Raw genomic sequence first — 22,102 nt, forward strand, 5'->3', positions numbered from 1 at the left:
ATTTTAATTGTTATAGTTGCATTATAGCATGTAAATCACACTTGAAAGAGAAAATGACATGTTTTTAGCTGGAAACCCTTTATATACAAGGGTTTATTCTTTTTTATCGGCTGTTTGAATTGTTATACTATTCTCTTTATTGTTATACTTTCTCGCTTGTATGATAAAGATGTTGAATGAATCGAATAGACAAATGGGAGGAAACTATTGTGAGCAATAAGGGAACTGAACGAGTGAAACGTGGAATGGCAGAAATGCAAAAGGGTGGCGTCATTATGGATGTCGTCAATGCGGAGCAGGCAAAAATTGCAGAAGAAGCAGGTGCGGTGGCAGTCATGGCACTAGAACGAGTACCAGCTGATATCCGTGCAGCAGGCGGTGTTGCCCGTATGGCAGACCCAAGAATCGTAGAGGAAGTACAAAATGCCGTAACGATTCCAGTCATGGCAAAAGCACGTATCGGCCACATCGTCGAGGCTCGTGTTCTTGAAGCACTTGGTGTTGATTATATCGATGAGAGTGAAGTGCTGACCCCCGCAGATGAAGAATTCCATTTAAATAAAAATGAATACACAGTACCTTTTGTCTGTGGATGCCGCGACTTAGGTGAGGCAACCCGCCGTATCGCAGAAGGCGCTTCTATGCTTCGTACAAAAGGAGAGCCAGGGACAGGCAACATTGTAGAAGCTGTTCGTCATATGAGAAAGGTCAATGCTCAGATTCGTAAAGTATCAGCCATGAGTGAAGATGAACTGATGACAGAAGCCAAGAACCTTGGCGCGCCTTATGAATTATTGCTGCAAATCAAAAGAGATGGCAAGCTGCCAGTTGTGAACTTTGCAGCTGGAGGCGTTGCAACACCAGCAGATGCAGCGTTAATGATGCAGCTTGGAGCAGATGGTGTATTTGTCGGATCTGGTATCTTCAAATCAGACAATCCGGCTAAATTCGCCAAAGCGATTGTTGAAGCAACAACTCATTACACTGATTACCGTCTCATTGCAGAACTTTCAAAAGAGCTTGGAACAGCTATGAAAGGAATTGAAATTTCAAATCTACTGCCAGAAGAACGTATGCAAGAGCGTGGCTGGTAATTAAGGGAGCGCAAACGAACATGCTGACAATTGGTGTACTAGGGCTTCAAGGAGCGGTGAGAGAGCATATTCAATCAATTGAAGCCTGCGGAGCAGAAGGAAAGATCATCAAACGAGTAGAAGAGCTAGAATCCGTTGACGGTTTGATTATCCCTGGTGGAGAAAGTACGACGATGAGAAGACTCATGGATACGTACCAATTCATTGATCCGATCAAAGCGTTCGCTGCTCAAGGGAAACCGATTTTCGGTACATGTGCCGGGTTGATTATGCTGGCAAAGCATGTCGAAGATCGAGAAGATGCTCATCTTGGATTGTTAAATGTATCTGTCGCACGGAACTCTTTTGGCAGACAGGTAGACAGCTTTGAAGCAGATTTAGAAGTAAAAGGACTGGATGCGCCGTTTACAGGGGTGTTCATCCGTGCGCCTCATATCATCAGCGCAGATGATCGCGTAGAAATCATGGCCGAATATGATGGCAGGATTGTGATGGCGAAAGAAAACAATATCCTGGGCTGCTCTTTTCATCCAGAGCTGACAGACGATCACCGGTTAACGCAGTTGTTTGTTGATATGGTGAAGTCCTACAAAACGAAGCTTGCTGTATAAAACGGTTGAAAAGAGATAAAACTTATAGTACATTAAAAACACAATCAAAGATCGAAAAAGCGTTGACGGGAAATAGTAAGAAGCCCCTCTTTCTCAGAGAGCCGATGGTTGGTGAGAATCGGTGAAAGATGCATTCTGAATCCATCCTTGAGCGAAATGCTGAAACAAGAGAAGTAAGCATTTACGGTGATACCGTTACAGAGGAAAGAGGGAAGCATGCTTCTGCATGTTTTCAATCAGGGTGGCAACGCGAGAGCTCTCGTCCCTTTCATGGGATGAGGGCTCTTTTTATTTTTCGATAAAAAAAGGAGTGTTATACATGCTGGATATTAAACAACTGCGCACGGACTTTGATCAAATCAAAGAAAAATTAGCACACCGAGGCGAAGATTTAGCGGATTTTGATAAGTTTGGTGAGCTAGATCAAAAAAGAAGAGAATTAATCGGGAAAACAGAAGAATTAAAGAGCCGAAGAAATGAAGTATCACAACAAGTAGCCGTTCTAAAAAGAGAAAAGAAAGACGCCGATCACATTATTCAAGAAATGCGAGAGGTAGGAGATGAGATCAAGAAGCTGGATGACGAGCTAAGAACAGTAGAAGAAAGCCTGCAGCACATATTGTTCTCAATTCCAAATATCCCTCATGACTCTGTACCAGTTGGTGAAACAGAAGACGACAACGTGGAAGTGAGAAAATGGGGCGAACAGCCAGCCTTCTCATTTGAACCAAAACCACATTGGGACGTAGCTGATGAGCTCAACATCCTTGATTTTGAACGTGCAGGAAAAGTGACAGGAAGCCGTTTCGTTTTTTATAAAGGGCTTGGCGCACGCTTAGAGCGCGCATTGTATAATTTTATGCTTGATTTACATGTGGATGAGTTTGGTTTTACTGAAGTGCTTCCACCTTATATGGTCAACAGAGCGAGCATGACAGGAACTGGTCAGCTTCCAAAATTCGAAGAGGATGCCTTTAAAATTCGCGAAGAAGATTACTTCCTCATTCCAACAGCTGAAGTGCCGATTACCAACATGCATCGTGATGAAATCCTCGATGGTGAACAACTGCCAATCAACTATGCAGCATTCAGTGCTTGCTTTAGATCAGAAGCTGGATCTGCCGGCAGAGATACACGTGGACTCATCCGTCAGCATCAATTTAACAAGGTAGAGCTCGTGAAATTTGTCAGACCAGAAGATTCTTATGAAGAATTAGAGAAATTAACAAATCAAGCAGAAAAAGTTCTTCAGCTATTGAACCTGCCATACCGCGTCATGAGCATGTGTACGGGAGATTTAGGCTTCACAGCTGCGAAGAAATACGATATCGAAGTATGGATCCCGAGCCAGAATACGTACCGTGAAATTTCTTCTTGCAGTAACTTCGAAGCATTCCAGGCAAGACGTGCAAACATTCGTTTCCGTCCGGAGCCTAAAGCGAAGCCAGAACATGTCCACACATTAAATGGATCTGGATTAGCGGTAGGAAGAACCGTAGCGGCTATTTTAGAAAACTATCAACAAGAGGACGGCACAGTGATCATTCCTGAAGTACTGCGTCCTTACATGGGAAATAAAGAAGTGATGAAATAAGATGCCGTCAAGGCATCTTATTCTTTTTACCAAAAGTCCTACAGTTTTCCTGAATTTAGCCGATAAAAAGAGTAAAAGCTTCTAGGAAAGAAGGAATAATCTTGAATAGGCTTGACTATTATGTTGAAATGGCTCAATTACTTAGAAAGGTACTAGATGAAAGTATTCTTTTCGGTATCACGGATACAGAGAAGGTACTTTGTTATTACCCGTCTAACACAATAGATTTTGGTATGAAAGTTGGGGACCCATTGAACCCAGAAGACCAAAATGTGGCGACGACATTAAGAGGACAAGAATATGACGGTTACTTACCAGAATCACTATATGGTTATGAAGTTGCTGTAAAAGGTTACCCGATTTTTGATGAAGATAGAAAAGTAATTGGCTCTTTTTTAGTGGCATTTACATATCATCGTGAAAAAAAATTAAGCGGTTATATGGAGCAAATCAATAAAGTAGCGAAAGAACTCCAAGGTGGAATTGAGCAAATTGCTGCACATTCACAAGAGCTGGCTGCCACAAGTTTAGAAATAAGCGAACAGGCAGGAAGAGCGGAAGAGAAATCTGCGAATATTGAAGAAGTCGTCAAAACCATTGGCGGAATCGCTAGACAAACAAATCTGCTAGGTTTAAATGCTGCAATTGAAGCCGCAAGAGCAGGTGAGAATGGAAAAGGGTTCGCTGTCGTGGCTGATGAAGTGCGTAAATTATCAGATGGCTCGAAGGAAGCGGCTGAAACCATTAATACATTTTTAAAAGAAATCCAAGACAGCATTGGCACTTTGTCTGAAAACATCTCACAAATCAGCAGCTCAACAAATGAACAAGCCGAACAAGTGACAGACTTTACGAAGATTATCGAATCATTAAATGAGTTTAAAGTAGAAATGAATCAGTTTATTGAAGAAATGAGACAGGATACGAAATAGATCAAGAGCAGCCATCAATGGCTGCTTCAGCGTGTAGACAAACCCTCGCATTCGGTGTCAGGTCTGCGCTTCGGTGCTCACGAATGTCAAATTCGCTCCGCTCCGGTGCTCGCCCTTCCTAGACTGCAAAGGTTTTCTATCACGCTGAAAAGAAGACAAAGGGCTAAAATCAAAATCATTTTAGCCCTTTGTCAACAATCTGGAGCAGCCATCAATGGCTGCTTTTTTATAGGCAAATATCATGCCGAAATCACAAATTGAAATTTTTTTTCGAAAAGATGTTGACTTCAAATAAAATGATATGGTATATTAATTCTTGTCGATACGGAGGAATACCCAAGTCCGGCTGAAGGGATCGGTCTTGAAAACCGACAGGGGTGTCAAAGCCCGCGGGGGTTCGAATCCCTCTTCCTCCGCCATATTGATTTTTTTACCTTAGTTGAATTGAACGCAAGCATAAAAATTGGAAATTGTCAAACCGCTGCATTTCGCGAATGCAGCGGTTTTTTTTATTTTGTTTTAGAGCGATTTTTTTGAATAACAGAAGCTATTTCATGAAGAATGGGATCAAGTGAACTTTCATCATGAAGTAAGTCGTAATCTTCAATATTAATTTTAATCACTGGGCATAAATCAAATTGTTCGATCCACTCTGTGTATCGAGTGTACATTTCTTCCCAATAAGCCCGGTCAGTTTGAGTTTCCATTTCTCTGCCGCGTTCTTCAATACGATGTAAAATATGATCTAAATCCCCGTGCAGATAGATGAGGACATCAGGGTGAGGGAAGTAAGGTGTCATCACCATCGCCTCAAATAGGCTTGTATATGTTTCATAATCGACCTCAGACATCGTACCTTTGTCCGCATGCATTTTTGCAAAAATGCCAGTGTCCTCATAAATGGAACGATCTTGTACATATCCTCCGCCAGATTCAAAAATCCGCTTTTGCTCCTTAAAACGCTCAGCCAGGAAATAGACCTGTAAGTGGAAGCTCCATCTTTGGAAATCTGAATAAAAAGGCTCTAAATATGGGTTATCATCTACTTTTTCAAGAGACGTTTGAAACCCTAGCTTGTCTGCTATTGTTTTGGTCATAGTGGATTTGCCGACACCAACAGTCCCGGCAATTGTGATGACTGCGTCCTTTGGTATTTCGATCTTGTTCATAGCACTTGCTCCTTTATGTTCTGTACAATTTGCTGGTAATCTTGCTGTGAGGAAACGAAGTCTGTATGATCTCCTTCAATTGTAATGATAGGAAGCCCCGGCTCAGTCTGTTTTAAATGTTCAATCGCCAGCTCATAATCTTCAATGAGTGTTTTTAAATAAGCTGGGTCTATGTCTTCTTCAAAAGAGCGTCCTCTCATCTGTATTCTTTCAAGTAAGGTGGGAAGGCTGGCTTTTATATAGATCATGGCATTTGGTTTAGGAAGATCATCTGTTAGCAGGTGATAGATCTTTCTGTATTTATCCATGTGCTTTTTTGATAATGTTCTTTCTGCAAATATCATATTTTTATAAACATGATAATCAGTGACAACCGGCTGCTGTTTATTTACATAGTTTTCTTCAATTAATTCTAACTGTTTGAACCGATTGCATAAAAAGAACATCTCAAGCTGAAAGCTCCATTGTTCCATATCTTCATAAAATTTATCTAAGAATGGATTTTCTTCTACAATCTCTTTTACTAAAGGAAATTGAAATTCCTTTGCAAGCATTGTAGCCAAAGTTGTTTTTCCGGCTCCAATTGGGCCTTCCACTGCAATAAAAGGGGCAGGATACATAGGCGTTCTCCTCTATCTATAAAGTTAAAGTTGTCAAACCAATGTATATTGTACCATACCCCTTCTAATAGATAGAGCGAATGAATTACGATGTCGTTCTTTTTTCAATATTAAATTGATCTGATAATAAGAGCCAATTTTGTGGGAAAGATAGACCTAATTTCCAATAAGCAATTCCGTTTAATTTTAGCTCTTTGATGAGGTTGAATTTTGCTTGAATCGACCTAGCGTCTTCGAACCAGACTTCATGCTCTTTGTTATTGGCATCTGTATAACGAAAATGAGGTGCTTGTGCTGTTTCGTCGTATAGGATAGAGACATTGTGCTGTCTAGCAAGTGCAATTGCTTGTTGAGGACTGACGGCTTTGGCGATCGGGCCGCCCTGGACGAAAGGAAGTGTCCAATCATAGCCATATAAATTCTGTCCCATTACAATTTTATTGGCTGGTATGACAGTTAGTGCATATTCAATGACTTGGCGGACAGGTCCAATTGGAGAGACAGCTTGTGCAGGGCCGCCGCTGTATCCCCATTCATAGGTCATCAACACAACATGATCGACGATCTTACCGATCGCTTCATAGTCATGGGCTTCATACCATTTGCCCTTTTGCTGACTACTTGTTTTTGGTGCAAGTGCAACAGATATTGTCCATCCTTCTTGATGGAAACGAGCTGTTGCCTCTCTTAAAAATTGAATATAAGCATCTTTATCAACAGGGCGTAAATATTCAAAATCAAAATGGATTTCCTTGAATTGATACTTCTTGGCAACACGAACAATTTCATTTAAAAATGCCGTTTTGACAGATTGATTAGTTAAAAGAATACGGCCAAGTTCATCACTGAATTTTTCATTCTCTAGATTCGTCACCACCATGGTTAATACAGTTCTGTTCTGAGCGGCAATCTGGGGTAGTTGGTCTAAAGGTGATTCTCGTAGCGTCCCATCTCTTTGTGCTTGAAAACTAAAGACGTCTAAATGGGTTAAGTATGGGGAGGCCTCTCTGGCTGCCTGCTTTAAGTTTTCACTGACTTGATTTCCACGTGGTTCAATATAAGCATTGGAATTAATGTTCCTTTTCGGTCTTTGTGGAATATAGAGCAAGAAGCGAATAGGTAGTATCGCTTCAGGTCGAATTCTGTTCACACGTGCCAACTCTTCCACTGAGATTTGAAACCGTCTACCAATTTGATATAGTGTGTCATTTTGTTTGACCTCATAAAATTGACCTCTAATTGGAATGACAATTGTTTGTCCAATGACGAGTTGATTTGGTGTTTCGATTTCGTTAGTACGGATGATTTCATTGACTGTCGTTTTAAAACGCATGGCAATATCGTTTAAAGTATCTCCTCTTTTGACAACATAAATTTGAATAGTCAACGCCCCCTTTGTTATTGCTAACAATTTATGAGGGTTATGGCTAAATCATGTTTGATTTTCATTCGTGATTTCCTTAGCGGTGGTGATTTTTGCTAGAAGGACGTTCTCCATCATCGTTAAAGCGTAGTCGTTATCCCTGTCGTCGTTTGAAGCGATACAATCTTTAGGTACAATTAGATTGTATTCTCGCATGTACGCGTCATTTGCAGTGAACAAAACGCATATGTTCCCGGCAATTCCAGTTAGAATAATGTCCTCAACACCTAATTCATTTAAGAGTGTCTCTAGTGCAGTACCGTAGAAGGCAGAATGCTTAGGTTTAATTAAGAAGTAATTATCTTTAGATGGTGTCATTTTCTCTAAAATAGGAGCGCTTCTTTCGTTTTTGCATGTTTCCAGAACAGCTTGGATATCAGCCTTCCAAAGTCCGTAGTGATCGTTGATATAAATGATTGGCCAATTTTCCTTGAAAGCATGTTCTTTAAGAGCTAAAATTTTATTGGTCATTTGCTCTGTTTTTTCTGCAAGCACATGTCCCATTTCAAAATCAAAATTATTAATCATATCGATAATAAGCAGCGCCTTTTGGTGCTTTGACAAATTAAGACCCCCTTTAAAAGATTGTGATAATATGTTAACCTCAATTTCCTTTTAAAAAACATGAAAAGAGAGCCGTGCCATGACGAAAGATGAACAGTTTATGCAAGAAGCCATTTCCGAAGCCTTAAAAGCAGAACAAATAGGAGAAGTGCCGATTGGTGCCATCATAGTTGTTGATGACCAAATCGTGAGCCGGGCTCATAATTTAAGGGAAAGTGAGCAGCGTTCAATTGCACATGCAGAATTACTTGCTATTGATGAAGCATGTAAAGCGACAGGGAGCTGGCGTTTAGAAGATGCTGTTCTTTACGTTACGCTTGAACCATGCCCAATGTGTGCAGGTGCTATTGTTCTTTCTAGAGTGAAAAAGGTTGTTTTTGGTGCATACGATCCAAAAGGTGGATGTGCAGGTACTTTAATGAATTTATTGGATGATGAACGGTTTAATCATCAGTCTGAGGTCATCGGTGGTGTACTTGAAAATGAGTGTGGTGAGCTGTTAAGTCAGTTCTTCCGAAACCTCCGTCAGCGAAAGAAACAAGCCAAAAGTAAATGAATGGATGTCGTTTGCAATTTGAGCTATAAGAAGGTATACTTATGTCTGCGTCACTAACAATTTAATATTCATTTTGCCGTGCTAAGCGGGGAGGTAGCGGTGCCCTGTACTCGCAATCCGCTCTAGCGAGGCCGAATCCCTTCTCGAGGTTCGTTTACTTCAAGGTCTGCCTTAAATAAGTGGTGTTGACGTCTGGGTCCTGCGCAATGGGAATTCATGAACCATGTCAGGTCCGGAAGGAAGCAGCATTAAGTGAAACCTCTCATGTGCCGCAGGGTTGCCTGGGCCGAGCTAACTGTTTAAGTAACGCTTGGGGTAGCGAATCGACAGAAGGTGCACGGTAAATCAATATTAAATGTAACTCATCTAGTTTATCTAGGTGAGTTTTTTGTTGCTGTTCAAAGGATAGCTCAACTGCTTTAGTTATACAAATAGATAAAAAGTCTTTTTGGCGCCATTTGTTTTTTTCACTAATTGTAACAGGAACTGGTGTTCTTTTTGGGGTTTCAGGTCTTTTCACAAAGCTAGAAAATACGTTTTTAATGCATGAAAAGTAGAAACTCTATAATTGAAATCATCTTTTTGGCATATTAGAAAATAAAGGTGTGCTTTTGAATTGATCGGTGCATCATGTATAATGAAAAGGATGATAAATGGAGGAGGGCGTATTTGTGAGTTATCAAGCTTTATATCGAGTGTTCAGACCTCAAGTTTTTGAGGATGTTGTTGGACAAGAACACATCACAAAAACGTTGCAAAATGCCCTTTTGCAGAAAAAGTTTTCTCATGCTTACTTATTTTCAGGTCCTAGAGGAACAGGTAAAACAAGTGCTGCCAAAATCTTTGCAAAGGCAGTGAACTGTGAAAAGTCACCTGTTAGTGAGCCGTGTAATGAATGTGATGCCTGTAAAGGAATTACAAATGGTTCAATTTCAGACGTGATTGAAATAGATGCTGCCTCGAATAACGGGGTAGATGAAATCCGAGATATACGTGATAAAGTGAAATTTGCTCCTTCGGCGGTTACATATAAGGTTTATATTATAGACGAAGTACATATGCTCTCTATCGGTGCATTTAATGCCCTCCTTAAAACGCTGGAAGAACCGCCTGCTCATTGTATCTTTATTTTGGCTACCACAGAGCCTCATAAGATTCCTCTTACCATCATATCTCGTTGTCAGCGATTTGATTTTAAACGAATCACGACCAAAGATATTGTTGGAAGAATGGAGAAAATTGTAGATGCAGAAGGCCTAAACGTACAGGAGGGCTCGCTCGAGATTATTGCTAGTGCAGCTGATGGCGGTATGCGTGATGCACTAAGTCTCTTAGATCAAGCGATCTCATTTAGTGGTGAACAATTGACAATTGATGATGCGCTGCTCATTACAGGTGCTGTATCTCAGCATTTCATTAGTCAGCTTGCTGAAGCAATTTTTGATCAAAATATTGCCACAGCGTTAGATACATTAAATGAATTGCTTCAGCAGGGGAAAGATGCTGCTAAATTAATAGAGGATATGATTTTTTACTTTAGAGATATGCTGCTTTATAAAACGGCACCAGATCTCGAGGGTGTCCTTGAAAAGGTAAAGGTCGACGAAAGTTTCGTGGCACTGTCAGATCGTGTGACACCTCAGTTTCTGTATGAAACAATTGAAGTCCTGAATAAAAGCCACCAAGAAATGAAATGGACAAATCATCCTAGGATTTTCTTTGAGGTAGCGGTTGTAAAGCTGTGTCAGTCAACAGCAGGATTGACACAAGGTCATGCTGACGCTGATTTAACGGCACTAACAGATAAAATAAACAGGCTGGAACAGGAACTCTCAAGGCTAAGAGCCGAAGGGGTACCAATGTCTCCATCTCATAGCCCTCAAGAAAAAAAGGAAGCACCTCGACCACAAACGAGTAACAAAAATGGCTATCGTACTCCTGTCGGCCGAATTCATGAGATTCTAAAAGAAGCGAAACGGCCTGAGTTAGAAAAAATTAAAGGCAAATGGGGAGAGCTCCTTGCCCAGTTGAAACAGCAGAATAAAGTGTCTCACGCTGCGTTATTAACGGACAGTGAGCCAGTTGCGGCTGCTTCGCATGCCTTTGTTTTAAAATTCAAGTTTGAAATACATTGTAAAATGGTTGCTGAAGATAAAAGCGGTGTTCGAACCAATCTTGAACAACTGCTAGAGTCTATGTTAGGAAAAAGAGTGGAATTAGTTGGCGTTCCTGACGCTCAATGGGGTAAAATAAGAGAAGAATTTTTAAGAGATCATCAGCCAGATGAACAAGCAGATGGTCAGGGAACTTCTACTGAAGAGGATCCATTGATTGCGGAAGCAAAGAAATTAGTAGGAACCGATTTAATTGAAATTAAAGATTAATAAAAATGAAAGAGAGTGGTGTTCATATGCGCGGTGGAATGGGAAATATGCAAAAAATGATGAAACAAATGCAAAAAATGCAAAAGGATATGGCAAAGGCTCAAGAAGAGCTTGCAGAAAAAGTTCTTGAAGGTACAGCTGGTGGCGGTATGGTCACTGTAAAAGTAAATGGACAAAAAGAAGTCGTTGATGTAGCAATTAATGAAGAAGTTGTTGATCCAGAAGATATCGATATGCTTCAAGACCTTGTTCTTGCTGCGACAAACGATGCATTGAAAAAAGTCGATGAGCTAACGAATGAAACGATGGGTCAATTCACAAAAGGAATGAACATGCCAGGTTTATTCTAGGAGGAATAACTGAAGATGCAATATCCTGAACCAATATCAAAGCTGATTGACAGCTTTATGAAATTGCCAGGAATCGGACCGAAAACTGCGGTCCGTCTGGCTTTTTTTGTTCTTAGTATGCAGGAAGATGTCGTACTAGATTTTGCGAAGGCGCTTGTAAATGCAAAGCGTAATTTAACTTATTGTTCGGTATGCGGTCATATTACAGACCAAGATCCTTGCTATATTTGTGAAGATACAAGAAGAGATCAATCTGTTATCTGTGTAGTGCAGGATCCAAAAGATGTAATCGCAATGGAAAAAATGAAAGAATACAACGGCTTATATCATGTGCTTCATGGTGCCATTTCGCCAATGGACGGAATTGGTCCAGAGGATATTAAAATTCCTGACCTATTAAAAAGACTGCAAGACGATCAAGTGACAGAGGTGATTCTTGCAACCAATCCAAACATAGAAGGAGAAGCAACAGCCATGTATATCTCCAGATTGTTAAAACCATCAGGAATTAAACTCTCTCGCATTGCTCACGGACTTCCAGTAGGCGGAGATTTAGAGTATGCGGATGAAGTCACACTGTCTAAGGCTCTAGAAGGCAGACGTGAGATGTAGGAAGGAGAAGTACGGTACATGGGTTTTCTTCGCAGAAAATCAATTCGAAAAGAATTCGATGAGAAATTAATTCAACAGCTTTTTAAGCAAAAAGAAGAATGGAACAGACAAAAAAAGCTTGTCGCAAATAGCGTTGAGCCTTCACCGGACATTCTATTCGAATTAAAGCTTGCTCAAGCGAAGTACTTTTTCTATCTGAGAGAAGCGAAAAAGAGGAATTTACGTCTAAACAACTGGAAATAGCAGGTCTATTGTACATAATCTTCTCATATGCTTGTACTATTCATATGAAAAGGGGATGAGAGGATTATGGAACCTGTTATTGTGATTGGGTCAATTTTGCTGGCTGTGCTATTGTTGTTTATGTCAGGTGTGCAGGCGAATCCATTCAAATGGTTAGGGCTTATCGGAGTGAAATTTGTGGCAGGCGCTCTTTTTTTATTTTGCCTCAACCTATTTGGCGAGAGTCTAGGATTACATGTCTCTATTAATCCTGTAACGAGTGGAATTAGTGGTTTATTGGGTATTCCAGGCGTAGCAGCTTTAATTGTAATTGAAAAGTTTATTATTTAATGAAAAATATTGTTGACTTTGATTCGGCAGGATGGTAAATTAGTATACGTCGCTGATGACGAAGAAACGAAAAAACATAATAACGAAAAAGTTGTTGACACTAACAACTTTGATGTGATAAGATGTTCTAGTCGCTTCTGAAGCGGTAAACAAGTTCTTTGAAAACTAAACAAGACAAAACGTACCTGTTAATTCGAGTTTTTATAAAAAAATCCTATGATACTTCATAGGTAGTCAGTCAAACGCTGACGAAAAACAAAACTTCGGTTTTGTACTTTTTCGGAGAGTTTGATCCTGGCTCAGGACGAACGCTGGCGGCGTGCCTAATACATGCAAGTCGAGCGGACAGAAGGGAGCTTGCTCCCGGATGTTAGCGGCGGACGGGTGAGTAACACGTGGGTAACCTGCCTGTAAGACTGGGATAACTCCGGGAAACCGGAGCTAATACCGGATAGTTCCTTGAACCGCATGGTTCAAGGATGAAAGACGGTTTCGGCTGTCACTTACAGATGGACCCGCGGCGCATTAGCTAGTTGGTGGGGTAATGGCTCACCAAGGCGACGATGCGTAGCCGACCTGAGAGGGTGATCGGCCACACTGGGACTGAGACACGGCCCAGACTCCTACGGGAGGCAGCAGTAGGGAATCTTCCGCAATGGACGAAAGTCTGACGGAGCAACGCCGCGTGAGTGATGAAGGTTTTCGGATCGTAAAGCTCTGTTGTTAGGGAAGAACAAGTGCGAGAGTAACTGCTCGCACCTTGACGGTACCTAACCAGAAAGCCACGGCTAACTACGTGCCAGCAGCCGCGGTAATACGTAGGTGGCAAGCGTTGTCCGGAATTATTGGGCGTAAAGGGCTCGCAGGCGGTTTCTTAAGTCTGATGTGAAAGCCCCCGGCTCAACCGGGGAGGGTCATTGGAAACTGGGAAACTTGAGTGCAGAAGAGGAGAGTGGAATTCCACGTGTAGCGGTGAAATGCGTAGAGATGTGGAGGAACACCAGTGGCGAAGGCGACTCTCTGGTCTGTAACTGACGCTGAGGAGCGAAAGCGTGGGGAGCGAACAGGATTAGATACCCTGGTAGTCCACGCCGTAAACGATGAGTGCTAAGTGTTAGGGGGTTTCCGCCCCTTAGTGCTGCAGCTAACGCATTAAGCACTCCGCCTGGGGAGTACGGTCGCAAGACTGAAACTCAAAGGAATTGACGGGGGCCCGCACAAGCGGTGGAGCATGTGGTTTAATTCGAAGCAACGCGAAGAACCTTACCAGGTCTTGACATCCTCTGACAACCCTAGAGATAGGGCTTTCCCTTCGGGGACAGAGTGACAGGTGGTGCATGGTTGTCGTCAGCTCGTGTCGTGAGATGTTGGGTTAAGTCCCGCAACGAGCGCAACCCTTGATCTTAGTTGCCAGCATTTAGTTGGGCACTCTAAGGTGACTGCCGGTGACAAACCGGAGGAAGGTGGGGATGACGTCAAATCATCATGCCCCTTATGACCTGGGCTACACACGTGCTACAATGGACAGAACAAAGGGCTGCAAGACCGCAAGGTTTAGCCAATCCCATAAATCTGTTCTCAGTTCGGATCGCAGTCTGCAACTCGACTGCGTGAAGCTGGAATCGCTAGTAATCGCGGATCAGCATGCCGCGGTGAATACGTTCCCGGGCCTTGTACACACCGCCCGTCACACCACGAGAGTTTGCAACACCCGAAGTCGGTGAGGTAACCTTTATGGAGCCAGCCGCCGAAGGTGGGGCAGATGATTGGGGTGAAGTCGTAACAAGGTAGCCGTATCGGAAGGTGCGGCTGGATCACCTCCTTTCTAAGGATATATGGAGCAGCGTGCGTTTTCGTCTTGTTTAGTTTTGAAGGAACTTGCAAAAGATCCTACAACATCATATCTTCGATATGAAAGATGGGCCTGTAGCTCAGCTGGTTAGAGCGCACGCCTGATAAGCGTGAGGTCGGTGGTTCGAGTCCACTCAGGCCCACCATCTTCTATTAAATCGGGGCCTTAGCTCAGCTGGGAGAGCGCCTGCCTTGCACGCAGGAGGTCAGCGGTTCGATCCCGCTAGGCTCCACCAACGTGTTCTTTGAAAACTAGATAACAATAAGTAATACATTCACATTGAATGCAATGCAAAGTTCATCACACATAGTGATTCTTTCTAAAGTAAGAAATGGTTAAGTTAGAAAGGGCGCACGGTGGATGCCTTGGCACTAGGAGCCGATGAAGGACGGGACGAACACCGATATGCTTCGGGGAGCTGTAAGCAAGCTTTGATCCGGAGATTTCCGAATGGGGAAACCCACTGCTCGTAATGGAGTAGTATCCATACTTGAATACATAGAGTATGAGAAGGCATACCCGGGGAACTGAAACATCTAAGTACCCGGAGGAAGAGAAAGCAAATGCGATTCCCTGAGTAGCGGCGAGCGAAACGGGAACAGCCCAAACCAAGAGGCTTGCCTCTTGGGGTTGTAGGACACTCTATACGGAGTTACAAAGGAACGATATAAGCGAAGAGGTCTGGAAAGGCCCGCCAAAGAAGGTAACAGCCCTGTAACTGAAATGTTGTTCTCTCCAGAGTGGATCCTGAGTACGGCGGAACACGTGAAATTCCGTCGGAATCCGGGAGGACCATCTCCCAAGGCTAAATACTCCCTAGTGACCGATAGTGAACCAGTACCGTGAGGGAAAGGTGAAAAGCACCCCGGAAGGGGAGTGAAATAGATCCTGAAACCGTGTGCCTACAAGTAGTCAGAGCCCGTTAACGGGTGATGGCGTGCCTTTTGTAGAATGAACCGGCGAGTTACGATCCCGTGCAAGGTTAAGCAGAAGATGCGGAGCCGCAGCGAAAGCGAGTCTGAATAGGGCGCATGAGTACGTGGTCGTAGACCCGAAACCAGGTGATCTACCCATGTCCAGGGTGAAGTTCAGGTAACACTGAATGGAGGCCCGAACCCACGCACGTTGAAAAGTGCGGGGATGAGGTGTGGGTAGGGGTGAAATGCCAATCGAACCTGGAGATAGCTGGTTCTCTCCGAAATAGCTTTAGGGCTAGCCTCAAGGTAAGAGTCTCGGAGGTAGAGCACTGATTGGACTAGGGGCCCCTACCGGGTTACCGAATTCAGTCAAACTCCGAATGCCGATGACTTATCCTTGGGAGTCAGACTGCGAGTGATAAGATCCGTAGTCGAAAGGGAAACAGCCCAGACCGCCAGCTAAGGTCCCAAAGTATACGTTAAGTGGAAAAGGATGTGGAGTTGCTTAGACAACCAGGATGTTGGCTTAGAAGCAGCCACCATTTAAAGAGTGCGTAATAGCTCACTGGTCGAGTGACTCTGCGCCGAAAATGTACCGGGGCTAAACGTATCACCGAAGCTGCGGACTGTTCTTACGAACAGTGGTAGGAGAGCGTTCTAAGGGCTGTGAAGCCAGACCGGAAGGACTGGTGGAGCGCTTAGAAGTGAGAATGCCGGTATGAGTAGCGAAAGACGGGTGAGAATCCCGTCCACCGAATGCCTAAGGTTTCCTGAGGAAGGCTCGTCCGCTCAGGGTTAGTCGGGACCTAAGCCGAGGCCGAAAGGCGTAGGCGATGGACAACAGGTTGATATTCCTGTACCACCTCCTCACCATTTGAGCAATGGGGGGACGCAGGAGGATAGGGTAAGCGCGGTATTGGATATCCGCGTCCAAGCAGTTAGGCTGGGAAATAGGCAAATCCGTTTCCCATAAAGGCTGAGCTGTGATGGCGAGCGAAATTTAGTAGCGAAGTTCCTGATTCCACACTGCCAAGAAAAGCCTCTAGCGAGGTGAGAGGTGCCCGTACCGCAAACCGACACAGGTAGGCGAGGAGAGAATCCTAAGGTGATCGAGAGAACTCTCGTTAAGGAACTCGGCAAAATGACCCCGTAACTTCGGGAGAAGGGGTGCTTCTTAGGGTGTTAAAGCCCCGAGAAGCCGCAGTGAATAGGCCCAGGCGACTGTTTAGCAAAAACACAGGTCTCTGCGAAGCCGTAAGGCGAAGTATAGGGGCTGACGCCTGCCCGGTGCTGGAAGGTTAAGAGGAGCGCTTAGCGTAAGCGAAGGTGCGAATTGAAGCCCCAGTAAACGGCGGCCGTAACTATAACGGTCCTAAGGTAGCGAAATTCCTTGTCGGGTAAGTTCCGACCCGCACGAAAGGCGCAACGATCTGGGCACTGTCTCAACGAGAGACTCGGTGAAATTATAGTACCTGTGAAGATGCAGGTTACCCGCGACAGGACGGAAAGACCCCGTGGAGCTTTACTGCAGCCTGATATTGAATGTTGGTACAGCTTGTACAGGATAGGTAGGAGCCTTGGAAACCGGAGCGCTAGCTTCGGTGGAGGCATCGGTGGGATACTACCCTGGCTGTATTGACCTTCTAACCCGCTGCCCTTATCGGGCAGGGAGACAGTGTCAGGTGGGCAGTTTGACTGGGGCGGTCGCCTCCTAAAATGTAACGGAGGCGCCCAAAGGTTCCCTCAGAATGGTTGGAAATCATTCGCAGAGTGTAAAGGCACAAGGGAGCTTGACTGCGAGACCTACAAGTCGAGCAGGGACGAAAGTCGGGCTTAGTGATCCGGTGGTTCCGCATGGAAGGGCCATCGCTCAACGGATAAAAGCTACCCCGGGGATAACAGGCTTATCTCCCCCAAGAGTCCACATCGACGGGGAGGTTTGGCACCTCGATGTCGGCTCATCGCATCCTGGGGCTGTAGTCGGTCCCAAGGGTTGGGCTGTTCGCCCATTAAAGCGGTACGCGAGCTGGGTTCAGAACGTCGTGAGACAGTTCGGTCCCTATCCGTCGCGGGCGCAGGAAATTTGAGAGGAGCTGTCCTTAGTACGAGAGGACCGGGATGGACGCACCGCTGGTGTACCAGTTGTTCTGCCAAGGGCATCGCTGGGTAGCTATGTGCGGACGGGATAAGTGCTGAAAGCATCTAAGCATGAAGCCCCCCTCAAGATGAGATTTCCCATTCCGCAAGGAAGTAAGATCCCTGAAAGATGATCAGGTTGATAGGTCTGAGGTGGAAGCGTGGTGACACGTGGAGCTGACAGATACTAATAGATCGAGGACTTAACCTATATTCTATTGTGAAGCATGAACATTGTTATCTAGTTTTGAGAGAACATTCTCTCCATCAGGTTTGGTGGCGATAGCGAAGAGGTCACACCCGTTCCCATACCGAACACGGAAGTTAAGCTCTTCAGCGCCGATGGTAGTTGGGGGTTTCCCCCTGTGAGAGTAGGACGCCGCCAAGCTTCTATCAGGATCAGTTCCATTTGGAACTGGTCTTTTTTGTTTTTTAAGAAAAGGAACAAACACTCGATCTGACATGGATACATATACTAAACTACCATCTAAAACATTCTTAATTTTGTATACAATTGAAAGCGCTAGGGCATACTGAAGCTATAAGTGGAGGTGTCACAATGAGCAAAAAAGAGCGAGAAGCGATTTGTTTGATTTGTGAAGAGAAAAAAACAAAGGGAATTTATTTATATCATCAGTTTTTGTGCCGAGAATGTGAGCGAAAGTTAATTTCTACATCGACCTCGGATCCCAGCTATGCCGATTATGTTAGAAAGCTTAAAAATCTTCATACGCCGCCTTTGTATTCATAGACCATTAGATGGTCTTTTTTTATGAGCCATGAAGGATTGGGCCTGTTTTTTGGAACTTAGTTTGGACATCATCCGTAATTAATAATAAGATAAACAGAGAGCCTGATTATTCATAGGAGTCGATGAACATGAAATCAATTTTTTATACATTTATATGGGCCATCCTCTCTACTTTTTTTTCGCTTGTGATTTTAACCGTCAGTATTGGGGTTTTCCATCATCATGTTGGATTATCGATACTGTATGCGATGATAGGGTGGGGCGTGATGTTTGCTGGGAGTAGGTGGGTTGCTTTCCAGTTGTTTTTAAAGAAACACGGACTGTCTCGTAGTGATTATGTATATATCAAACAGCATTTAAAAGAAGCAGGACAAAAGCTTGTACGTTTAAAGAAAGCTTTATTTGCTGTGAAAAACGTACAAACGATCAAACATAATTATGAAATTCTCAGACTTGCACGACGAATCTATACGATTACAAAAAAAGAGCCGACCCGGTTTTATGATGCACAGCGTTTTTATTTCGAAAGCTTGGATTCTGTTGTTGAACTAACTGAAAAATATGCACTATTGTATAATCAGCCTGATCGCAGTCATGAGCTGGAAATGACACTTAGCCAAACTCGAGTGACGCTGACAGAGCTGCAAAAGCAATTGACGAATGATTTGCAGCAAGTATTAGGAAGAGACATAGAAGCTCTTCATATTGAGCTTGAAGTGGCAGATAAAATGATAAAGAAATAATGAAAGGAGTCAAACGCAATGAAACCAGAAGATCACATCCGATCATCAACTGCTTCCACTACAGATCTTCAGTTTCGGGTGTTTGATACCTTATCTGATGAGGAGAAACAAGAAGCCATACAGCGTGCCGAGCAGATCCCTGACAATCCGCAAAAGCTTCTTTTCTATGGTACACGTGTTCAGGAACGATTATTGGAACAATCACAACAAATGATGAAATATGTTGAGAAAAAAGATATCGATCAAATAGGAGATGTGCTTGAGGCCTTTTTGCACCAGCTGCATATAGTAGAACCTGAGGATTTACTGCCAAAGAAGCAGGGCTTTTTTTTGAAATTGTTTCAGCGGGAGAAGCGTTCTACTCAGGAAATCATATCACGTTTTCAACATGCAAAATCACAGATCGAGAGATTATCAGCAAGACTTCGTTACGCAAAAGGCGGATTAATCTCGGATCATATGTTATTAGAGCGTTTATTTGAAGAAAATCAAACTTATTTCCAAGAGATGACGATGCAGGTTGCAGCAGTTGAAGCGAAAATGACAACTTTAGAAAAGCAGATCATATCAGATACACAGCATATTGGTAATCGGACTATAGAGGAGCAATTGATGAGTCAGAAATTCAATGCAGAAGAGTATATGGAGAGGTTGAAGGAACGGAAATATGATTTGCTGTTAAGCCGGCAAATTGCGTTGCAATGTAATGCCCAAATTCGAATGATCCAGCATACGAATCATACATTGGCCAATCACATTCAATCAACTGTTTCTGCATCCATTCCTCTATGGATCAACCAAATGTCGATTGCGTTAACGCATATTCAGCAGCGTGCCAATTCAGCTCTTCAGAATCGTATCCAAAAAACATACGAAAAGGTATCAAAGCAGCAGGGAGAACTTCTTGAAGAAGCAGCGTTTGCACCTATAGATACGTTGAAAAAGGTTCAACGCCAATTAGCAGAAACCTTACAGGAAACGTTACAGGTGAAAGAGCATGGAAGCCAAGAACGAGCTCAATTGAAAAACAGCATGTATGAGGCAGAACAGCAGCTGACAAATCACCAGCCAATAAAGGAATGAGAATCCATCTTTCGGTTCCCTTGTATGAACGTTATAATAGACTTAAGATATCGAAAGTGAAAAGGATCGATTTGTTTGAAAACACCTTTATATACAGCATTAGTACAACATGCGGAAAAGAAACCTTATTCTTTCCACGTTCCAGGACATCACAATGGAGATGTCTTTTTTGATGAGGCACGGACTTATTATGACTCAATTCTTCAGCTGGATGTAACAGAGCTTGAAGGATTAGATGATCTTCATCATCCAACTGGTGTGATTCAAGAGGCTGAACATTTATTGGCAAAGCTATATGGTTCAGATCAAAGCTTTTTCCTTGTGAATGGGACAACTGTCGGAAATTTAGCGATGGTGATGGCGGCCTGTCGTGCGGGAGATGAGATTTTCGTCCAGCGAAATTGTCATAAGTCTGTTTACCATGCGATTGAGCTTGCAGGAGCAACGCCTATTATGGTAGAAGCTGAGATAGATCAACATCTACATGTTCCAACACATGTGACAGATGAAACAGTCAAAAAAGCCATAGCCAAACATCCTAATTGCCGGGCGATCGTTTTGACTTATCCGAACTACTATGGTCATGCAGCTGATTTATCAAAACTGATTCACATGTGCCACGAAGCAGGCATGATCGTTTTGGTTGATGAGGCACATGGTGCACATTTTGTATTAGGCGGCGCTTTTCCTCCATCTGCTCTTTCCTATGGAGCTGACGTGGTGGTACAATCAGCACATAAAACCCTTCCAGCCATGACGATGGGTTCCTACCTTCATCTTCAGGGGGGACGAATGGATGCAAAACGTTTGAAAACATTCCTCACGATGCTTCAAAGCAGTTCTCCATCCTATCCAATTATGGCCTCATTAGATGTGGCAAGGGCCTATGTCGAGGAGATCAAGAAAAAAGAGATCCTGGATGGAATGATGAAAGGGCTGGCAGAGCTGAAAAATGAGTTCAACCGTATACCTCAGCTTGAAGTAGTCCAGTCTGAATTGCTTTTTAACGATCCATTAAAATGTGTGATTCGATCAACAAAAGGGCTGACGGGTTATGAACTAAAACGAGTGCTTGAATCAGTGGAGGTTCACCCAGAGCTTGCGGACGAACATCAGGTTTTACTTGTCTTTGGTTTAGAACAGAAGAAGGATATTCCTTTTAACCGAATAGAGCAGGCCCTTAATCAAAGCAATTCATTTCTCAAAGGAAAAGATCATATCCAAAGAGAGGCACTGGCTATTGAAAACAATGAGCATAGAGAGGATATAGAAGCCGTCCCATTTGAACATGCAGCAGGCCGGATTAGTGCAGAATCGGTTATTCCTTATCCACCGGGTATTCCTTTGATCGTTAAGGGAGAATGTATTGAAAGCGATCAAATCGCGGCTTTAAGCCGTTTGCTTGGACATCAGGTTCATGTTCAAGCGAGTCAGGTGATTCATCAGAGAAAATTATATGTTTATATAGAAGAGGAGACACTATGAGCGGTATGTTTATTACGTTTGAAGGGCCAGAGGGTGCCGGAAAAACGACAGTGATTCGAAAAGTGTATGAAGAAATGGAACGCCAAGGATATGAAGTGATGGCGACACGTGAGCCTGGCGGCATTGACATTGCAGAACAGATTCGTGAAGTCATTTTAAATGAAAAAAACACAAAAATGGACGCGAAAACAGAAGCTTTGCTATATGCAGCCGCAAGAAGGCAGCATTTGGCTGAGAAGGTAGAACCGGCATTAAAGCGCGGGCAGACAGTTTTATGTGATCGTTTTGTTGATAGCTCCCTTGCTTATCAAGGCTATGCGAGAGGGCTTGGGATTGAAGCAGTAAAATCAATTAACGATTTTGCTATTAATGGCACGATGCCGCAAATGACCATTTATTTTTCTATTACACCTGAGGAAGGGCTAAAGCGAATTGATGCCAACCAGGGAAGAGAAAAGAATAGATTAGACATGGAGACGCTGAATTTCCACCAGCTGGTCAGAGAAGGCTATGAACTGCTTATTGCACAATCACCAGAACGATTCCGTGTAGTGGATGCGTCTCAGCCGATGCAGGCTGTCTATGAAGAAGTCCTCCAATTAATTCAGGACACATTAAAGCAAAATCAAATATGACCTAATTCCCAATCGTTG

19 protein-coding genes, 3 tRNA genes, 3 rRNA genes, 1 other RNA gene and 1 other annotated feature are annotated in these 22,102 nt (G+C 43.3%); of the genes, 22 read left to right on the top strand and 4 right to left on the bottom strand.

What is annotated here, in order from left to right; genetic code table 11:
• The first annotated feature begins 209 nt into the window (after window positions 1–209).
• The 5 genes from pdxS to MHI46_RS00105 all read left to right on the top strand — a co-directional run bounded on the left by pdxS (window position 210) and on the right by MHI46_RS00105 (window position 4,650).
• Window positions 210–1,094 (top strand): pyridoxal 5'-phosphate synthase lyase subunit PdxS, encoded by an 885-nt coding sequence (gene pdxS / locus MHI46_RS00085; RefSeq protein WP_039175840.1) that lies wholly within the window; start codon window positions 210–212, stop codon window positions 1,092–1,094.
• A 20-nt stretch (window positions 1,095–1,114) separates the two neighbouring features.
• On the top strand, window positions 1,115–1,705 hold the full coding sequence (gene pdxT / locus MHI46_RS00090) for a pyridoxal 5'-phosphate synthase glutaminase subunit PdxT (protein WP_260775094.1): 591 nt from the start codon (window positions 1,115–1,117) through the stop codon (window positions 1,703–1,705).
• A gap of 53 nt (window positions 1,706–1,758) precedes the next feature.
• Window positions 1,759–1,975, top strand: a binding site (T-box leader).
• Window positions 1,976–2,024: 49 nt separating this feature from the next.
• Entirely contained in the window at window positions 2,025–3,299 is a 1,275-nt protein-coding gene (serS, locus tag MHI46_RS00095; RefSeq protein WP_039175845.1) for a serine--tRNA ligase, read from the top strand.
• Between the two features lie 101 nt (window positions 3,300–3,400).
• Window positions 3,401–4,231, top strand: coding sequence for a methyl-accepting chemotaxis protein (locus tag MHI46_RS00100; RefSeq protein ID WP_059375788.1), 831 nt, complete (start codon window positions 3,401–3,403; stop codon window positions 4,229–4,231).
• Window positions 4,232–4,557: 326 nt separating this feature from the next.
• A tRNA-Ser gene (locus MHI46_RS00105) sits at window positions 4,558–4,650 on the top strand.
• Window positions 4,651–4,740: 90 nt separating this feature from the next.
• Here the strand turns inward: MHI46_RS00105 and MHI46_RS00110 are convergent.
• The 4 genes from MHI46_RS00110 to MHI46_RS00125 all read right to left on the bottom strand — a co-directional run bounded on the left by MHI46_RS00110 (window position 4,741) and on the right by MHI46_RS00125 (window position 8,007).
• Window positions 4,741–5,400, bottom strand: a complete 660-nt coding sequence (locus MHI46_RS00110) for a deoxynucleoside kinase (RefSeq protein ID WP_039175851.1) — start codon at window positions 5,398–5,400, stop codon at window positions 4,741–4,743.
• Window positions 5,397–6,020: a deoxynucleoside kinase gene (locus tag MHI46_RS00115; protein ID WP_039175853.1), complete on the bottom strand. Its 624-nt coding sequence runs from the start codon at window positions 6,018–6,020 to the stop codon at window positions 5,397–5,399. Before MHI46_RS00115 ends, MHI46_RS00110 begins: the two co-directional genes overlap by 4 nt.
• Window positions 6,021–6,105: 85 nt before the next feature.
• Window positions 6,106–7,407: a glycoside hydrolase family 18 protein gene (locus MHI46_RS00120; RefSeq protein ID WP_342503042.1), complete on the bottom strand. Its 1,302-nt coding sequence runs from the start codon at window positions 7,405–7,407 to the stop codon at window positions 6,106–6,108.
• A 45-nt stretch (window positions 7,408–7,452) separates the two neighbouring features.
• Window positions 7,453–8,007 (bottom strand): isochorismatase family cysteine hydrolase, encoded by a 555-nt coding sequence (locus tag MHI46_RS00125; RefSeq protein WP_039175857.1) that lies wholly within the window; start codon window positions 8,005–8,007, stop codon window positions 7,453–7,455.
• A 79-nt stretch (window positions 8,008–8,086) separates the two neighbouring features.
• Here MHI46_RS00125 and tadA point away from each other — a divergent pair, with 79 nt between their 5' ends.
• The 17 genes from tadA (at window position 8,087) to tmk (ending at window position 22,084) form a co-directional block, all read left to right on the top strand.
• A complete protein-coding gene (gene tadA / locus MHI46_RS00130; RefSeq protein WP_034284264.1) occupies window positions 8,087–8,563 on the top strand; it encodes a tRNA adenosine(34) deaminase TadA in 477 nt (158 codons plus the stop codon).
• A 76-nt stretch (window positions 8,564–8,639) separates the two neighbouring features.
• Window positions 8,640–8,904, top strand: an RNA gene (ffs, locus tag MHI46_RS00135) — signal recognition particle sRNA large type.
• A gap of 330 nt (window positions 8,905–9,234) precedes the next feature.
• The gene (dnaX, locus tag MHI46_RS00140) at window positions 9,235–10,947 is read left to right on the top strand and encodes a DNA polymerase III subunit gamma/tau (RefSeq protein WP_260775097.1); all 1,713 of its coding nucleotides are present in this window, start codon (window positions 9,235–9,237) and stop codon (window positions 10,945–10,947) included.
• A gap of 26 nt (window positions 10,948–10,973) precedes the next feature.
• Window positions 10,974–11,297: a YbaB/EbfC family nucleoid-associated protein gene (locus MHI46_RS00145; RefSeq protein WP_008342011.1), complete on the top strand. Its 324-nt coding sequence runs from the start codon at window positions 10,974–10,976 to the stop codon at window positions 11,295–11,297.
• Window positions 11,298–11,312: 15 nt separating this feature from the next.
• On the top strand, window positions 11,313–11,909 hold the full coding sequence (gene recR, locus MHI46_RS00150) for a recombination protein RecR (protein WP_003218094.1): 597 nt from the start codon (window positions 11,313–11,315) through the stop codon (window positions 11,907–11,909).
• 18 nt (window positions 11,910–11,927) lie between these two features.
• Window positions 11,928–12,152: a YaaL family protein gene (locus tag MHI46_RS00155; protein ID WP_024425764.1), complete on the top strand. Its 225-nt coding sequence runs from the start codon at window positions 11,928–11,930 to the stop codon at window positions 12,150–12,152.
• Between the two features lie 66 nt (window positions 12,153–12,218).
• Complete coding sequence (locus MHI46_RS00160) at window positions 12,219–12,482, top strand: pro-sigmaK processing inhibitor BofA family protein (protein WP_034284261.1); 264 nt, start codon at window positions 12,219–12,221, stop codon at window positions 12,480–12,482.
• A 276-nt stretch (window positions 12,483–12,758) separates the two neighbouring features.
• Window positions 12,759–14,307 (top strand): 16S ribosomal RNA (locus MHI46_RS00165).
• A 95-nt stretch (window positions 14,308–14,402) separates the two neighbouring features.
• Window positions 14,403–14,479 (top strand) — tRNA-Ile (locus MHI46_RS00170).
• 14 nt (window positions 14,480–14,493) lie between these two features.
• Window positions 14,494–14,569, top strand: a tRNA-Ala gene (locus MHI46_RS00175).
• A 98-nt stretch (window positions 14,570–14,667) separates the two neighbouring features.
• Window positions 14,668–17,598: ribosomal RNA gene (locus MHI46_RS00180) — 23S ribosomal RNA — on the top strand.
• Window positions 17,599–17,659: 61 nt separating this feature from the next.
• Window positions 17,660–17,775, top strand: a 5S ribosomal RNA gene (gene rrf, locus MHI46_RS00185).
• Together the 16S, 23S and 5S rRNA genes with 2 tRNA genes alongside form the textbook arrangement of a ribosomal RNA operon.
• 171 nt (window positions 17,776–17,946) lie before the next feature.
• Entirely contained in the window at window positions 17,947–18,138 is a 192-nt protein-coding gene (locus tag MHI46_RS00190) for a sigma factor G inhibitor Gin (protein WP_024425620.1), read from the top strand.
• A gap of 128 nt (window positions 18,139–18,266) precedes the next feature.
• The gene (locus tag MHI46_RS00195; protein WP_247544719.1) at window positions 18,267–18,881 is read left to right on the top strand and encodes a 5-bromo-4-chloroindolyl phosphate hydrolysis family protein; all 615 of its coding nucleotides are present in this window, start codon (window positions 18,267–18,269) and stop codon (window positions 18,879–18,881) included.
• 18 nt (window positions 18,882–18,899) lie between these two features.
• On the top strand, window positions 18,900–19,964 hold the full coding sequence (locus MHI46_RS00200; RefSeq protein ID WP_260775098.1) for a toxic anion resistance protein: 1,065 nt from the start codon (window positions 18,900–18,902) through the stop codon (window positions 19,962–19,964).
• A 75-nt stretch (window positions 19,965–20,039) separates the two neighbouring features.
• Window positions 20,040–21,449, top strand: a complete 1,410-nt coding sequence (locus tag MHI46_RS00205; protein ID WP_224931077.1) for an aminotransferase class I/II-fold pyridoxal phosphate-dependent enzyme — start codon at window positions 20,040–20,042, stop codon at window positions 21,447–21,449.
• Window positions 21,446–22,084, top strand: a complete 639-nt coding sequence (tmk, locus tag MHI46_RS00210; protein ID WP_064498585.1) for a dTMP kinase — start codon at window positions 21,446–21,448, stop codon at window positions 22,082–22,084. Before MHI46_RS00205 ends, tmk begins: the two co-directional genes overlap by 4 nt.
• The last annotated feature ends 18 nt before the right edge of the window (window positions 22,085–22,102 follow it).

Origin of the sequence: Bacillus sp. FSL K6-1000, from assembly GCF_038630785.1 — a bacterium.
Classification (GTDB): Bacteria; Bacillota; Bacilli; order Bacillales; family Bacillaceae; genus Bacillus; species Bacillus safensis.

Coding starts and splice junctions, on each gene's coding strand:
- recR (WP_003218094.1), top strand. CDS start 11,313: ATGCAATATCCTGAACCAATATCAAAGCTGATTGACAGCTTTATGAAA.
- pdxT (WP_260775094.1), top strand. CDS start 1,115: ATGCTGACAATTGGTGTACTAGGGCTTCAAGGAGCGGTGAGAGAGCAT.
- MHI46_RS00200 (WP_260775098.1), top strand. CDS start 18,900: ATGAAACCAGAAGATCACATCCGATCATCAACTGCTTCCACTACAGAT.
- tadA (WP_034284264.1), top strand. CDS start 8,087: ATGACGAAAGATGAACAGTTTATGCAAGAAGCCATTTCCGAAGCCTTA.
- MHI46_RS00155 (WP_024425764.1), top strand. CDS start 11,928: ATGGGTTTTCTTCGCAGAAAATCAATTCGAAAAGAATTCGATGAGAAA.
- MHI46_RS00110 (WP_039175851.1), bottom strand. CDS start 5,400: ATGAACAAGATCGAAATACCAAAGGACGCAGTCATCACAATTGCCGGG.
- MHI46_RS00115 (WP_039175853.1), bottom strand. CDS start 6,020: ATGTATCCTGCCCCTTTTATTGCAGTGGAAGGCCCAATTGGAGCCGGA.
- tmk (WP_064498585.1), top strand. CDS start 21,446: ATGAGCGGTATGTTTATTACGTTTGAAGGGCCAGAGGGTGCCGGAAAA.
- MHI46_RS00195 (WP_247544719.1), top strand. CDS start 18,267: ATGAAATCAATTTTTTATACATTTATATGGGCCATCCTCTCTACTTTT.
- MHI46_RS00190 (WP_024425620.1), top strand. CDS start 17,947: ATGAGCAAAAAAGAGCGAGAAGCGATTTGTTTGATTTGTGAAGAGAAA.
- MHI46_RS00145 (WP_008342011.1), top strand. CDS start 10,974: ATGCGCGGTGGAATGGGAAATATGCAAAAAATGATGAAACAAATGCAA.
- MHI46_RS00160 (WP_034284261.1), top strand. CDS start 12,219: ATGGAACCTGTTATTGTGATTGGGTCAATTTTGCTGGCTGTGCTATTG.
- serS (WP_039175845.1), top strand. CDS start 2,025: ATGCTGGATATTAAACAACTGCGCACGGACTTTGATCAAATCAAAGAA.